Annotated in this window: 9 protein-coding genes; 7 read left to right on the forward strand and 2 right to left on the reverse strand. The window is 67.4% G+C overall.

What is annotated here, in order from left to right:
- The 7 genes from AC1RRC_RS18960 to AC1RRC_RS18990 all read left to right on the forward strand — a co-directional run bounded on the left by AC1RRC_RS18960 (position 1) and on the right by AC1RRC_RS18990 (position 11403).
- Positions 1-2886 (forward strand): glycosyl hydrolase 115 family protein, encoded by a 2886-nt coding sequence (locus tag AC1RRC_RS18960; RefSeq protein ID WP_493057310.1) that lies wholly within the window; start codon positions 1-3, stop codon positions 2884-2886.
- Between the two features lie 179 nt (positions 2887-3065).
- Positions 3066-3476: a hypothetical protein gene (locus AC1RRC_RS18965; protein ID WP_493057080.1), complete on the forward strand. Its 411-nt coding sequence runs from the start codon at positions 3066-3068 to the stop codon at positions 3474-3476.
- Between the two features lie 17 nt (positions 3477-3493).
- Entirely contained in the window at positions 3494-4597 is a 1104-nt protein-coding gene (locus tag AC1RRC_RS18970; protein ID WP_493057081.1) for a hypothetical protein, read from the forward strand.
- 99 nt (positions 4598-4696) lie between these two features.
- Positions 4697-6988, forward strand: coding sequence for a catalase (locus AC1RRC_RS18975; RefSeq protein WP_493057082.1), 2292 nt, complete (start codon positions 4697-4699; stop codon positions 6986-6988).
- 103 nt (positions 6989-7091) lie between these two features.
- Positions 7092-8720, forward strand: a complete 1629-nt coding sequence (locus AC1RRC_RS18980) for an MFS transporter (protein ID WP_493057083.1) — start codon at positions 7092-7094, stop codon at positions 8718-8720.
- On the forward strand, positions 8720-9913 hold the full coding sequence (locus AC1RRC_RS18985; protein WP_493057084.1) for an HlyD family secretion protein: 1194 nt from the start codon (positions 8720-8722) through the stop codon (positions 9911-9913). Before AC1RRC_RS18980 ends, AC1RRC_RS18985 begins: the two co-directional genes overlap by 1 nt.
- Positions 9910-11403, forward strand: coding sequence for an efflux transporter outer membrane subunit (locus AC1RRC_RS18990; RefSeq protein WP_493057085.1), 1494 nt, complete (start codon positions 9910-9912; stop codon positions 11401-11403). Before AC1RRC_RS18985 ends, AC1RRC_RS18990 begins: the two co-directional genes overlap by 4 nt.
- On the opposite strand, the gene AC1RRC_RS18995 is transcribed toward AC1RRC_RS18990, so the two are convergent.
- Together AC1RRC_RS18995 and AC1RRC_RS19000 are read right to left on the reverse strand one after the other, a co-directional pair.
- Positions 11396-11860 carry an AraC family transcriptional regulator gene (locus tag AC1RRC_RS18995; protein WP_493057086.1) on the reverse strand — a complete coding sequence of 155 codons (465 nt, stop codon included), beginning with the start codon at positions 11858-11860 and terminating at the stop codon, positions 11396-11398. The genes AC1RRC_RS18990 and AC1RRC_RS18995 overlap by 8 nt on opposite strands.
- A gap of 9 nt (positions 11861-11869) precedes the next feature.
- Positions 11870-15004 carry an efflux RND transporter permease subunit gene (locus AC1RRC_RS19000; RefSeq protein WP_493057087.1) on the reverse strand — a complete coding sequence of 1045 codons (3135 nt, stop codon included), beginning with the start codon at positions 15002-15004 and terminating at the stop codon, positions 11870-11872.
- Positions 15005-15008: the final 4 nt, after the last annotated feature.

Below are 15008 nucleotides of genomic sequence, written 5' to 3' on the forward strand. Positions count from 1 at the left end.
ATGCAGAGGCTGGCGCTGGCCGGCAGTGTAGCCGCTAGTGTGGCCGCGGGTTTGGCCTGTCTGCTGCTGGCGGCGCCCGCGCACGCACTGGGACAAAAGCGCTTTGTCGGCTATGACCAGGCCTCGCCTGCCGCGTTCGGCCTGGTGCGGGGCAGCGACGCCGCGCCGCTGTATGCCGACAGCGGCGAGTATCCGGCCGTGCTGCGGGCGGTGGCGGATTTGCAGGCTGACATCGAGCGCGTCAGCGCGCGCCGCCCCGCACTGGGCAAGGGCACGCCATCCGGCGCCGACGTGGTGATTATCGGTACGCTGGGCAAGAGCGCCGTGATCGACCGGCTGGCCCGCTCCGGGACGCTCGATGTCGCGGCCATCAAGGGGAAATGGGAAGCGTGGCAGGTGCAGGTGCTGGTGCGCCCGCTGCCCGGCGTCGAGCGTGCGCTGGTGATCGCGGGCAGCGACCGGCGCGGCACGCTGTATGGCATCTATGAATTATCGGAGCAGATCGGCGTGTCGCCATGGCACTGGTGGGCCGACGTGCCGCCGCAGCGCCACCGGCAACTGACCGTGGACGCCGGGGTCAAGGTGGCGGAGGCGCCGGCGGTGCGGTACCGTGGCATGGCGCTCGATGGCGAAGCGCCCGGGCTGTCGGCGTGGGCAAAGCAATCGTTTGGCGGCTACAACGCGAAGTTTTATGAGCGCGTTTATGAATTGCTGCTGCGGTTGCGCGGCAATACCCTGTGGCCGGCCACCGGCGAAGCCGCCTTCCTGGCCGACGACAAGCAAAACGCGCAGCGCGCGGAAGACTATGGCGTGATGGTGGGCGCGCCGCCGACCGACGGCAAGGCCAGGCGGCTGTGGAAAGGGCCGCAGCTGGTGGCCGTCTGCGGCAACGAGGGCAAGCCCCCGGCGGACGAGGCGCTGCTGCTGATGTGCGACGATGGCGCCGGCTACCTGCGCCGTCTGCCGACCCATGACGAACGCAAGCGGGCCGGCGGCGCGGGGATCGAATACCACATTGCGCGCGACGCGCCGCAGCGTTCATGGGTCAACGCGGCGCCGCTGCCCAAACTGTGGGAGCAATTGCACCTGGCGTGGCGCCATGGCGCCGACCGCATGTGGATCGCGCATGTCGGGCCACTGAAGCCGTTTGAGGTGCCGGCGGAATTTTTCCTCACCTATGCATGGAATCCTGAAGCCTGGCCTGCCGAGCGGTTGCCGGACTACCTGAAGCTGTGGGCGGGCCGGGAATTCGGGCCGCAGTATGCCGATGACGTGGCCGAGATCGTCGGCAAGACCGCGCAATACAACGCGCGCCGCGCGCCGGAATTGCTGGCGCCCGGCGACTACAGCCTGCTGCACGGCGACGAGGCGGGACGGGTGGTGGGCGAGTACCGCGCGGTGTCCGGCAAGGCCGAGAAAATCGATGGCGGCTTGCCGTCGGATTTGCGCGATGCGTTTTACCAGCTGGTGCTGTATCCGGCGCAGGGCAGCGCCGTGGTGGCCGACATGCTGACGGCCGCCGCGCAAAACCGCCTGCAGGCCGGGCAGGGCAGGGTGGCCGCCAATGACCTGGCCACCAAGGTGCGCGACCTGTTCAAGCAGGACGCCGAACTGGCGCGGGTGTACCACGAAGACATCAGCGGCGGCAAATGGAACCGGCTGATGGCGCAAGTCCACCTCGGTGGCGGCACGGCGCGCAATGTGATGCCGGCGGTGGCCGAAGTGCAGCCCAGCCGCGCCGCCGACATGGGCGTGGCGGTGGAAGGCAGCGCCACCGTCTGGCCGGATGCGGGCAGCGACAAGCTGGCCCTGCCACGGATGGATGCGGGCGGCAAGCAGCAGCGCCACGTCGACATTTTCAACCGGGGCCAGAACCCGTTCAAATTCACCATCGCCGCCAGCGCGCCCTGGATCACCCTGAGCCGGTCGAGCGGCACGGTGGCCAAGTCGCAACGCATCACGGTCGAGGTGCGCTGGACCGATGTGCCGGCCGGCGCCGAGGTGGCGGTGCTGGCGATCCTGGGGCCGGATGGCGCCAAGGCCACGGTGCAGGTACCGTTGCGGCCGCCGTCGGCGGGCGTGAAGCCGGCGGCCGGCAGCTACCTGGAATCGCAGGGCGCGGTCACGGTGGAGGCCGAGCACTATGCGCGGGCGCTGGCGCCGGAAGGGCGGCAGTGGCTGAAGATTCCGGGGCTGGGACGGACCTTGTCCGGCATGACGGCGCTGCCGGTGGTGGCGCCGCCGCCACCGCCACCGCCACCGCCGCCGCCCAAGCCGGTCGAAGTGAAGCCGGCGGCGCCCGTGGTGGCGCCGTCCGATGGGGCGGAAGCGGCCGCTACGGGGGCCGCCGATGCCGCCGCCAACGCCGCCTCTGCACCGGCCGCTTCTGCCGCCGCAACGGGCGCCGCCGTTGAAGTGGCTGGTGCGGCGCCAGGTGTCTTTTCCGCAGTGCCGGCGCCGGCGGCGGTTTCCGAACCGGAACCCGTCCCCGCACCGGCGCCGGAGCCGCCCGCGCCGAAGCTGGCCGATCTGCGCCTTGAATACGATCTCCACCTGGCGACCAAGGGCAAGGTGACGGTGCAGGCGGTACTGTCGCCGACCCATGCATTCCTGCCGGGGCAGGGCTTGCGCTATGCGGTGTCGATGGACGACGAGGCGCCGCAACTGGTCGATATCCACGATGCGGCGCACGCGGCTTCCTGGACCACGGCGGTGCAGGATAACGCCGCGGTGTTCCTCACCACGCATACGGTGGACCGTCCCGGCCCGCATGTGCTGAAGTTCTGGTCGGTCGATCCGGGACTGGTGTTGCAGCGGCTGGTGGTCGATACCGGCAGCCTGAAGCCAACGCTGCTGGGTCCCCAGGAAAGCCCGAAAGCGCCCTAGTTGTACCATCGCAATGTCACACCCCGGGGTCTGACCCCGGGGTGTGACATTGCGGACAGGAACAGTGATCTGGTCGGCCCTCCCGCGCCTCTGTTATGTGCCGCACTGTACATAGCAAGCGATCGTCCTATCGTGTACTGGCAATCCAGCCCATTCCACTACATGACGAGGACTCGACCATGGACAACATTTCTTCCGGCACCAACAAATCCAGCGATACCGTAACGTCGATCGGCCGCGACCTTTCGAAAGATGCGCACGGTGCGATTGACCAGGCCGCCGACAAGGCGCAGCCGACCGCGGACCGCCTGGCCAGTTCGGCCCACGCGGCCGTTGACCGCGTGGCTGAAAAAGTACAGCCCGCTGCCGACAAGCTGGCGTCGGCCGCCCACAGCGCCACCGACAAGATCGCCGATACCGCCAGCAAGGTAAGCGATAAGCTGGCCGTTAAAGGCGAAAAACTCAGCGCCACCTATAAGCAATATGCGGAGCAGGGGCGAGGCTATGTGCGCAGCAGTCCGGCTGTATCGGTGCTGCTGGCAATGGCGGCAGGCTACGGCTTGTCTAAGCTGCTGAGCTCGCGTAAATAACCACGTTGGCCCGCGCCATGCGAACCCCGGTTCCCTCGGTTCCCGCAGGCCCACCCCTTGCCGGCGCTGGCGAGGCCGGCGTCACGTCGGTGCCGGCGGCGCAACCGAGCTACGCGGCCGTCTCGTGGAGCGCGGTGGCGGCGGGAGCGGTGGCGGCGGCGGCATTGTCGTTCATCTTGCTGGTGCTGGGCGTCGGGCTGGGACTGGCGGCGGTGTCGCCGTGGTCGTACAGCAGCGCACCGCTGGGCAAGGCGGCTATCGTATGGCTGTCGCTGATGCAACTGGCGTCGAGCGCCGTGGGTGGCTACATGGCGGGCCGGTTGCGGGTGCGCTGGTATGGCGTGCACGGCGACGAAGTGTATTTCCGCGACACGGCCCACGGCTTGCTGGCGTGGGCCGGCGCGACCTTGCTGGCGGCGGCGCTGATGGCCGGCGCCGTGCGATCGGTGCTGGGCGGCGCGGCCGAGTTGGCCGCTGCCGGGCCTGCGGCGGCGCATGCCGGCCGGCCGGGCGGACCCGCGTCCGGCGAGGCTGCCAGGGCCGAGTCCGGCCGGACCTTGCCCGGCGGCGATGCGCTGGCCGCCATCGCCCGCAGCACCGGCGCCGCGAACGGAGGCGGCGCCGGTGCCGGCGGTGCGGCGCACGACGCCGCCGATGGCGCGGCACCGGCGTCCGGTGCATCGGGCGCCGCGCCGGGCACCCCGTCCAGCGCATCGGCCACCGCTTATTACGCGGACCTGCTGCTGCGTTCCGACACCATGCCGCTGCCGGACGTCACCGGCGCCGCGCTGCGCGCGGAACTGGTGCGCCTGCTTGATGCCCATCCCGGCGGCCTGTCCGACGAAGACCGCCAGTATGTGGCGCGCATGGTGGCCAAGCGTACCGGCCTGGAACCTTCCGACGCCGAACGCCGGACCGATGAGGTGGTGGCCCGGCTGCAGCAGGCCCGCGCAGCGGCCCAGGCAAACGCCCTGGCCGCCGCCGATGCCGCGCGTAAAGCCGGCGCGTATTCCGCCCTGTGGATGTTTATCGCACTGTTGCTGGGCGCATTTTCCGCCAGCCTGGCTGCGACCTTTGGCGGCCGGCAGCGCGACCTCGCTTCCCCGCCGCGCACTTATTAAAGGAGAACCGCGATGCGCTCCATCCTGCTTTGGCTGCTGGGTGTTCCGCTCCCCATCATCATTTTGATCGCGCTGCTGCGCTGATTCCTGAGGACTTCAATGACCCGACCCGACCCCGCCGCCAGCGCCCTTGACCTGGCCAACACTGTCACCCACAACCCCAACAAGGCCGCCGAACATGGCGAGCCATCGCGTACGCCACCGGAAGGCCATCATTTGCCGGCGGCGCCTGGCGCCACCGCCGGCACCCAGTCCGAACACCAGGCATCGCCCAAGACCGGCGCACCGCCCGCCCCGGGCGTCAATCCCAATGATGGCAACCTGCGGCGCGTGCGCGCCGATGACGGCGGCCAGCGCCTGACCACCAACCAGGGCGTGCCGGTGGCCGACAACCAGAATTCGCTGAAGTCCAGCCTGCGGGGCCCGACCCTGATGGAAGACTTCATCCTGCGCGAAAAAATCACGCATTTCGACCATGAGCGCATTCCCGAGCGCGTCGTGCATGCGCGCGGATCGGCGGCGCATGGCTACTTCGAATCGTATGAGGATTTGTCCAGCCTGACCCGCGCCGCACCCTTTGCCGGGGCGGGCAAGCGCACCCCCGTGTTCGTGCGCTTTTCCACGGTGGCCGGCGAGCGCGGTTCGGCCGATACCGTGCGCGACGTGCGCGGCTTTGCGGTCAAGTTTTATACGGATGAAGGCAACTGGGACCTGGTCGGCAATAACATTCCCGTGTTCTTTATCCAGGATGCGATGAAGTTCCCGGACCTGGTGCACGCCGTCAAGCCGGAGCCGCACAACGCGATACCGCAGGCCGCCAGCGCGCACGACACCTTCTGGGATTTCGCGTCGCTGATGCCGGAATCGATGCACATGCTGATGTGGGCCATGTCGGACCGCGCGATTCCCCGCAGCTACCGCATGATGCAAGGCTTCGGCGTGCACACGTTCCGGCTGGTGAATGCGGAGGGCGATTCCGTGTTCGTGAAATTCCATTGGCAGCCGCTGGCCGGCACCCATTCGCTGGTGTGGGATGAAGCGGCAAAAGTCATTGGCGCCGACCCGGACTTCCACCGGCGCGACCTGTGGGACGCCATCGAGTCGGGCAACTATCCGCAATGGGAACTGGCGCTGCAAACCTTCACGGAAGAACAGTCCGCGCAATTCCCGTTCGACGTGCTGGACGCCACCAAGCTGGTGCCGGAAGAACTGGCGCCGTTGAAAGTCGTCGGGCGCATGACCTTGAACCGCAATCCGGACAATTTCTTTGCCGAGACCGAACAGGTGGCGTTTTGCGCCGCGCACATCATTCCCGGTATCGATTTTACCAACGACCCGCTGCTTCAAGGGCGTATCCATTCGTATATGGATACCCAGATCAGCCGCCTGGGCGGCGCGAATTTCCATGAAATCCCGATCAACGCGCCGATCGGCCCGGTGCACAACAACCAGCGCGACGGCATGCACCGGCAAACCATTAACCGGGGCAAGGTCGCGTATGAACCCAATTCGCTGGGCGGCGGCTGCCCGTACCAGGCGGGCATGGCGGGTTTCACCAGTGTCCGCGCGCAAGAGGCGCGGGAAGACAAGGTGCGCGGCAAGCCGGAACTGTTTGCCGACCACTATTCGCAGGCGCGCCTGTTCTGGCAAAGCCAGACGCGCCACGAGCAGCAGCACATCATCAATGGCTTCCGCTTTGAATTGAGCAAGGTGACGGCCCCTGGCATCCGCGTGCGCATGCTGTCGATGCTGGCCAATGTCGATGATGCGCTGGTGTCGGCGGTGGCGGCGGGACTGGGCTTGCCGGTGCCGGCGCCGCAGCCGCTGGCGACCAGCCTGCCGCTGCCTTCGTATCCGCCATCGCCGGCGCTGTCGCTGATGGCGCGCCCCGGGCAGCAGGGCATTGCGACACGCCAAGTGGCGATCCTGGTGGCCGATGGCGTCGATGGCGAAGGCGTGCGGGCGATCCAGGCGGCGCTGACACAGGATGGCGCCGTGCCCCATATCGTGGGGTTGTGGCTGGGCCTGGTGGTGGCGGCGGACGGCGCACCGATCGCCGTGGAACGGACCCTGGAAAATGCACCGGGCGTGCTGTTCGACGCGGTGGCGATCCCGTGCGGCGAACAGGCCGCGCAAACGCTGGCGGGCATGGCGCAGGCGCTGGATTTCGTACGGCTGCAATACCGCCATTGCAAACCGATCCTGGCCGTGGGCAAGGGCATCCTGCTGCTGGCCAGGGCGCAGATTCCCGCGCAATTGCCCGACGGCTCGCCCGATCCCGGCCTGATCGGCACCGAACCGGCCGACTTGCCCGATGCGCTGGCCGCCTTCAAGCAGGCGCTGGCCGATGGCCGCGCATGGGTGCGGGAAACCGATCCGCCAGCGGTGTGAACGGCCCGGCTCCCCGACCGATTGCGCGGCAGCGGCGGCATAGTGCTATCCTGCCGGGATGGACGTCTATGCCCCGCAAACATGGCTTCCCCACGAGCGCCCGATGTTGCCGGGCTCTCCGTCCACGCCCGATCACCCGGCGCCGCGCCGGGCGGCCTACCTGCTGGTCGGATTGATCGTTGCGCTGACGGGGGGATTGGGCAATGCGCTGGTCACCGTCAATTTGCCGTACCTGCAAGGTTCACTGGGCGTCTATGCGGCGGAAATCGCGTGGCTGCCGGCCGCCTATGTGATGGCCAATGTGTCGATGAATTTGCTGCTGGTGAAATTCCGCCAGCAATATGGGCTGCGCCTGTTCACCGAACTGTTTTTACTGCTGTATGTGGTGGCCACCGTCGCGCATTTGTTCGTGCACGGGCTGGCGTCCGCGATCGCGGTGCGGGCCGCGCATGGCATGAGCGGCGCCGCGCTGACAGTGCTGGGCCTGTATTACGTGCTGCAAGCGTTCCCGAAGGAACACCGCCTCAAGGGCGTCGTCATCGGCATCGGCTTCGCGCAGCTGGCCTTGCCGCTGGCGCGGCTGTTTTCATCGGAATTGCTGGAAATCGGCGAATGGCGCGGCCTGTATTTCTTTGAGCTGGGCATGGCGCTGCTGGCGCTGGGGTGTGTCTTGCTGTTGCCGCTGCCGCCCGGCGACCGGGTGCGCGCCTTTGAAAAACTCGATTTCGCCACCTTTGCCCTGTTCGCGCCCGGTATCGCGCTGCTGTGCGCCGTGCTGGCGCTGGGCCGCATCGTCTGGTGGCTGGAAGCGCCCTGGCTGGGCTGGTGCCTGGCGGGCGCCATCGTGCTGATGACGGGGGCGCTGCTGATCGAGCACCACCGCAAGTCGCCGCTGTTGAATACCCGCTGGCTCAGCACCGCCAGCATGCTGCGGCTGGCGCTGTCCGTGCTGCTGATCCGCATCGTGCAGACCGAAGCCTCGGCCACGGTGGGCTTGCTGCAATCGCTGGGCATGAACAATGACCAGATGCAGACCTTGTGGATGGTCACCCTGGCCGGCAGCGTGGCCGGCATTGCCGCCAGCGCGCTGACCATTTCGCCCGCCCGTATCCAGCCATCGCTGATATTCGCACTGGCGCTGATGGCGGCCGGTGCGTTCATGGACAGCCGCGCCACCAGCCTGGTGCGGCCCGAGCAAATGCTGGCCAGCCAGTTCCTGCTGGCGTTTGGCGGCACCTTCTTCCTGGGCCCCACCTTCGTGTCCGGCTTTGGCGCGGTGATCGCGGCGCCGCGCAACCTGATCAGTTTTTCACTGATGTTCACCATCGCGCAAAACCTGGGCGGCTTGCTGGGTTCCGCGCTGGTCAATTCGGTCCAGGTGGTGCGTGAAAAATACCATTCCAGCCAGCTGGTCGAGCACCTGACCCTGCTCGATCCGCAAGTGGCCGCCCGCATCCAGGGCGGCGCCTCGGCGCTGGGCGGGACACTGGGCGACCCCGCCGCGCGCAGCGCGCAAGGCATCGCGTCGCTGGGGGCCGCCGCCACACGCGAAGCCAATATCCTGGCTTGGAATGATGTGTTCCTGGCGATCGGCGTGGTGGCGCTGGCGACCATCGCATGGATGCTGCTGCATTACCTGTGGAATCTCTGCACCGCCTGCAAACCCGCGCCCGCGCCCGATGCGCAGGCGGGACTTGCCCATGTCGCCCTTAACAATTCGGGATCGTCGTGATGAGTAAAACACCCCCCAACCCCGCCGGGCACGGCGCCGCGCCGGACGCCGATGCCGCAGCAGCACCGGCAGCCGCGCCAGTACCGGCGGCATCATCCGAAGCACCACCGGCAGCGCCGGCGTCAGCCGACACCCGCCCGGAGCGCATCGCGATAGCCGGCTTCCTGCTGGTGGCCATCATCGGCGTGCTGGTGGTCTTGTATGCGTGGCGGCTGCCGCCTTTTTCCACCCCGATCGTGACCACGGAAAATGCGCTGGTGCGGGGCCAGGTGACCTTGATCGGTACCCAGTTGCCCGGCTATGTGACGGCCGTGAAAGTGCAGGATTTCCAGCACGTGAAGGCCGGCGATTTACTGGTGCAGCTGGATGACCGCATCGTCCGCCAGCGGGTGGAACAGGCGCAGGCGCAACTGGCGGCGCAGCAGGCGGCGCTGGCCAACTGGGACCAGTCGCGCCGTGGCGCCCATGCCACCGTCGCGCTGAATGCAGCGGCGCTGGCCAATGCGCAGGCGCAGGCGGTCCGCGCGCAGGCCGACCTGGCGCGCGTGGATGCGCTGGTGGCCGATGGTTCGCTGTCGGTGCGTGAACAGGATGCGCAAAAAGCCGCCCGCGCGCAAAGCACGGCCGCGGTGGCGCAGGCCCGCGCCGCGCTGGACATCGCCAGGGAGCAGGCGCAGGCCGTCACCATCAACCGCCAATCGCTGCAGGCGGCGGTCGCCAATGCGGAAGCGGCATTGAAGGCCGCGCAGGTGGACCTCGACAATACTCACATCACGGCGCCGGCCGACGGCCAGCTGGGGCAAGTCATGGTGCGCCAGGGCGCGTATGTGAATACCGGGGCGCAGCTGATGGGACTGGTGCCGCGCCAGTTGTGGGTGGTGGCGAACCTGAAGGAAACGCAGATGAACAATGTGCGGGTCGGCCAGAGCGTGACGTTCCGCGTCGATGCGCTCGATGGGACGCAAATGACGGGGCAGGTCGAGCGCATCTCACCCGCCACCGGTTCGGAATTCGCCGTGCTGCCGGCCGATAACGCGACCGGCAATTACGTGAAGATTGCGCAGCGCATTCCGGTGCGCATCCGCATCGACCTGGGACAGGGCGAGGCGGAACGGCTGCGGCCCGGCATGTCGGTGGTGGTCAGTATTGATACCTCGTCGGTACCGAAGGATGAAGCGGGAGTGCACCAATGAGTGCGGCCGCTGGGCGGCATGGCCCGCGCCACGGCATGGGGGGCGCTGGCTCCGTGCTCGTGCTGGCGGCGGTGCTGGCCGGCTGCGCCGCCAAGGTGCCGCCAGCGCCTCCTGCCGCGCTGCAGGTGCCCGATGCATGGCGCTCTGCAACGGCGGCCGGCACTGCCAGCAGTACTGCTGACGCGGGCTCGGCTGCGGCGCCAGCCACCGCACCGGCCGCTGCCGATCTTCCCGGCGTTGCCACGCCAGTCGACACCCGCTGGTGGCGATCCTATGGCGACCCGGCGTTGTCATCGCTGGTTGGCCAGGCGCTGGAACACAACGGCGACCTGCGGGTCGCCCAGGCCCGCGTGGCGGAATACCGCGCCCTGGTGGCGCTGGCGCACGCCGCGCAGCAGCCGGTCGTCAGTGCCGATGGCGCGCCGGCCCGCGCCCGTGCGCCGACCGCCACCGGCGCGCCGCGCACCGCCAACGCGTTTATTGCGGAATTCCAGGCGGCCTATGAAATTGACGTCTGGGGCCGATTGCAGCGGCAAACCGATGCGGCGCGCGCCAGCTACATGGCGGAACAGGCCGGCCTCGATGCCGCCAGGCTGTCGATTGCCGCCACCGTGGCGGCGGGCTACCTGAATTTGCGCGGGCTCGATGCGCAACTGGAGCTGGCCCGGGCCACGTTGCAGGTGCGCGAACGCTCGCGCGGCCTGGCGCGCCGCCAGTTTGAAGTGGGCTACAGTTCAAAGCTGGAGTGGCTGCAGGCGCAATCGGAATTCCTGGCGGCCAGCGAACAGGTGCCGCAGTTGCAGCGCCAGGTGTTGGAACAGGAAAATGCGCTGGCCGTGCTGGCCGGCGGCAACCCCGGGCCCATTGCACGCGGTGTCGCGCTGGCGGACCTGGCGCCGCCGCAGGTGAGGGCCGGATTGCCGTCGGAATTATTGCAGCGCCGCCCCGATATCGCGCGCGCCGCCAGCGCGGTGCAGGCCAGCCTGGCCCAGTTGGCCGCCACGCGCGACCAGTTGCTGCCTTCTTTCCGACTGACAGTGCAGGGCGGCTTGCAATCGTCCACCTTGCACGCGCTGCTTGGCGACCCGGCGCATTTATGGAAACTGGCCGGTATTGTGGCCGCGCCGGTGTTCGATGGCGGCCGGGTGCAGGCGCAAACGGACGCCGCCGCCTTCCAGCGCGACCAGGCGCTGATTGCCTATGAAAACACGGTGCGCGCCGCCTTTGCGGAAACCGATAACGCGCTGGGCGCGATTGTCCGCTTGCGCGAACAACTGGCCGTCAATGAGGAACGCCGCGCGCAGGCGGCGGAAACGTTGCGCATTGCGCGCAACCGTTACCGCAATGGCTATGCGCCCTACCTGGAGGAATTGGATGCGCAGCGCACCTTGTACGCCGCGGATGTGGCGCGCCTGCAATTGAAGGCGCGCCTGCTGGTGGCGACGGTGGATTTATACCGTGCGCTGGGCGGAGGGTGGGGGCCTACCTGACCGGGATGCACAGGTCGCATTCGAACACGCCGGTCGCCGCATCTTCCGTGTAACTCGCGTCATAGCGTTCAAAGCACGGCCCCGGGGCAGGCTGCAAGCCGGATGCCGGCAGCACCTTGCCGTAGAATGTCATCCAGGCATTGCCGATGTCGGCCGCGGGCCCGCGATAGCGCACGGCGGCAAAGCGCCCGCCGGGGAAGCGCGTGACGGCGGCCGGCGCCGGCGCCACGTAATCATCGGGCACTTCCACACAGGCGTCGTAGCGGCACTGCTCCGGCGGCGTGTTCGACGGGTCGTCCTGGGCTATGCCGTACGTGGTGCGGTTCATCAATCCGTGGGCGGCGCGCCACGGATTGAAGACATCGCGCCAGAACACGCCCAGCGCGGGACCGAACGGCCCCGTGTGGCGCAGGTAAGCCAGGGTCACTGGCGGCAATTCCATCACGCGTGGTTCCATACCGTCTCCTTATTTGGATGGGGCGGTTTCATTCTCCACCGCCTTTGGCGTTTCATGGCGCGCCGTAGCCGGACGCCTGGTCTTGCGCAGCATGCCCATGCAGCGCTTCATCAAGTGTTCCAGGTCGTCGACGTAGGTGAACACGGCCGGCACCACCAGCAAGGACAGCAGGGTCGAGGTGATCAACCCGCCAATCACGGCGCGCGCCATCGGGGCGCGGAAGCTCGGGTCGGCGCCCCAGCCCAGCGCCAGCGGCATCATGCCGGCGCCCATCGCGATGGTGGTCATCAGGATCGGGCGCGAACGCTTGTGGCAGGCATCGACCAGCGCATCGAAACGCTTCATGCCTTCGCGCCGCGCAATGATGGCGTAATCGACCAGCAGGATTGAGTTTTTCGTCACGATCCCCATCAGCATGATCAAGCCGATCATCGATGGCATCGACAGCGCGCTGCGCGTGATCAACAGCGCGACGAACGCGCCGCCGATCGACAGCGGCAGCGCCGCCAGGATCGTGGCCGGCTGCATGAAGTCCTGGAACAGCAGCACCAGCACGCAATAGATGCAGATTACGCCGATCAGCATGGCAATGCCGAAGCTGGCGAACAGCGCCTGCATTTCCTGCGCATCGCCCAGTTCGGCGATCTTCACCGAGGGCGGCAGCGCTTTCATGGACGGCAGCGCGCGCGCCTCGTCGTTGACTTCACCGAGCGAGCGGCCATTCAATTCCACTTCCAGGGTCACGTTGCGCGAACGGTTCAGCCGGTTGATTTGCGCCGGGCCCGATTCCATGGAAATGTCGGCCACGGTGGACAGCATCACGGGACCGTTCTTGCCCGGCACCGTCAGGCGGCCGATGGCGTCCAGGTCGGCGCGCACCGCATCGGGCAGCTTGACGCGGATCGGCACCTGCCGCTCCGGCAAGTTCATCTTCGTCATGTCGAAGTCATAGTCGCCGGCGGTGGCCACGCGCACGGTTTCGCCGATGGCGGCCGCCGTCACGCCCAGGTCCGCCGCGCGGGCGAAGTCGGGACGCACGATGATTTCAGGACGCACCAGCGACGCGCTGGAATTGACGTTGCCGATGCCTTTGAGCGTGCGCAATTCGCGTTCCACCTTTTGCGCCGATTCGATCAACGCTTGCGGGTTTTCGCTTTGCAGCACCAACTGCATTTTCACGCCGGTATCCTGCGGGCCGACCGTGAAGCGGGCGCCCGGCAGGTTATTGAGCTTGACGCGGATTTTCTCTTCCACTTCCGCCATGCTTTCCGAACGGTCGCTGCGGTGCGCGGCGGTCAGGGTCAGTATGGCGCGGCGCGCTTCGGCCGCCGCGCCCGGCGCGAAGGCGTCGCCGGACGAGCCGCCGCCAATCGAACTGAAGACGCTGACCACGCCCTTGACGTCCATCGCCGCCAGGCGCGCCTGTTCGGCAATGGCGCGGGTCTCCTGCAAGGTCGAACCCGGCGGCAGTTCCACCGTGATCTGGGTCTGGCCACGGTCGGCCGGCGGCACGAAGCCGGTCGGCAGCAGCGGCACCAGCATGATGGAGCCGATAAAGAAGGCGCCCGACCCGATGGCGGTAATCAAACGGTGTTTCAGGCACCACTGCATCACGCGCATGTAGCGCTTCATGATCGGGCCATCGGCTTCCTCACCATGCGCGACCGGCTTCATCAGGTAAGCCGCCATCATCGGCGTCAGCAAACGGGCCACCACCAGCGATGCCAGCACGGCCAGCACGGCGGTCCAGCCGAACTGCTTGAAGAACAGGCCGGGAATGCCGCCCATGAACGCGGTGGGCAGGAACACGGCCACCAGCGCGAACGTGGTGGCGATCACCGCCATGCCGATTTCGTCGGCCGCTTCCATCGCCGCTTCATACGGCGTTTTCCCCATGCGCAGGTGGCGCGAAATGTTTTCGATTTCCACGATGGCGTCGTCCACCAGCACGCCCACCACCAGCGCCAGCGACAGCAGGGTCACCGTGTTGAGCGTATAGCCGAACAGGTAAATGCCGAGGAAGGCAGGCAGCACCGACAGCGGCAGCGCGGCGGCCGCCACCAGCGTGGCGCGCCAGTCGCGCAGGAACCACCACACCACCAGCACGGCCAGCAGCGCGCCTTCGTACAGTAATTCCATCGATCCTTCGAAGTTTTCCTGGATCGGCGCGGCATTGTCGATCGACATGTGCAACTCGAAGGCCGGGTGCGCCTTGCGCATCTCCTCGATCGCGGCTTTCACGTCGTTGGCGACCTGCGTTTCACTGGCGCCCTTGGTGCGGAACACTTCAAACGCCACCACCGGCTTGCCATCCTGCTCCGCCACGGCGCGGCGCTCGGCCGTGGTGTCGGTCACGGTGGCCACCTGGTCCAGGCGGATGTGGCGGCCTTCCGGCAACGGGATATCGATGGCCGCCAGTTCGGCCGCGCTTTTCACGGTGCCGATGGTGCGTACCGACTGCTCGGCGCCGGACACGTCGCCGCGTCCGCCCGGGGCTTCGCGCTGCACCATGCGCAGCTGGCGCGAGACGTCCAGCGCCGACACCTTCAAGGCCGCCATGCGGTTATCGTCCAGTTCGACGCGGATTTCGCGCGCGGCGCCGCCGATGCGCTTGACCTGGCCCACGCCCTTGACGGTCAGCAGGCGCTTGGTTACGTCATTGTCGACATACCAGCTCAATTCCTGCAGGTCGACCGGTTTGCCGGCCTTGCCCATCGCCGTATAGGTCAGCACCGAGCGGCCCGCCGTCGGCACCTTGTTGACCACCGGATCGCGCAATTCGCCCGGCATGTCGGCCCGCACCTGGGCGATGGCGTCGCGGATTTCATTGACCGCGTCGGAGACGTTTTTCTCCAGGTTGAATTCCACCGTCAGGGTGGCGGCGCCGTCGAGCACGGAGGTGTGAATGTTTTTCACGCCCTGCAGCGGCGCGATCGCATCTTCGATCTTGCGCGCCACTTCGGTTTCCAGCTGGGCCGGGGCGGCGCCCGGCAGGCTGGCGGTGACGATCACCACCGGCAGCTGGATATCGGGGAAGTCCTGCACCGGGTTGGCCTTATAGGCCAGCAATCCTGCAAATGACAGCAGGAAGAACAGCATGATCGCGGGGATCGGATGCTTGATGGATAACGAAGATAAATTCACGGTG

The sequence above is a fragment of the Pseudoduganella sp. GW821-FHT12E03 genome (assembly GCF_058807115.1).